Source organism: Gordonia sp. i37, from assembly GCF_002043085.1.
GTDB classification, from domain to species: Bacteria; Actinomycetota; Actinomycetes; order Mycobacteriales; family Mycobacteriaceae; genus Gordonia; species Gordonia polyisoprenivorans.
The window spans coordinates 1-532 of the sequence record NZ_MVPX01000650.1; the positions used below are offsets into that span (position 1 = coordinate 1).

Sequence of the window (532 nt, forward strand, 5' to 3'; positions counted from 1 at the left end):
CCGCACCGAGTCGGGGTGGGCGTACACGGCGTTCGTTATCGATGTGTTCGCCCGCAAGATTGTCGGCTGGAAAGTGGCCTCGGAAATGACAGTGAACCTGGTTACCGATGCCATCAACAACGCGATAGACAACCGAAAGCGTTGCGGTGTAGTTGATTTAACGAGACTCATACACCATTCAGACGCGGGATCGCAGTACACAGCGATTGTGTTCGGGCAGCGGTTGGCCGAGGAAGGCATCGCGGCTTCTATTGGCAGCGTTGGGGATAGCTACGACAACGCGCTCGCGGAGTCGGTGAACTCTGACTACAAGAACGAACTCGTCGACAACCAGCCGCGATTTCACGGCGCGACCGAACTGTCACTGGGCACGGCCGAATGGGTGGCGTTCTACAACCGTGAACGCCCACACAGTTACTGCGACGACCTCACCCCCGACCACGCTGAGCGACTCCATTACGATCACATGCGCACCCTCAATCCGGAGGGGGCACTCACAACCTGAGCTCTCCGGAAAAGCCGGGGTGGATCA

1 pseudogene is annotated in these 532 nt (G+C 58.5%); it reads left to right on the forward strand.

Features of this window, described 5'->3' with window-relative positions:
* A pseudogene (locus tag B1964_RS29350) lies at nt 1-421 on the forward strand (DDE-type integrase/transposase/recombinase); the annotation flags it as partial.
* Between the last annotated feature and the right edge of the window lie 111 nt (nt 422-532).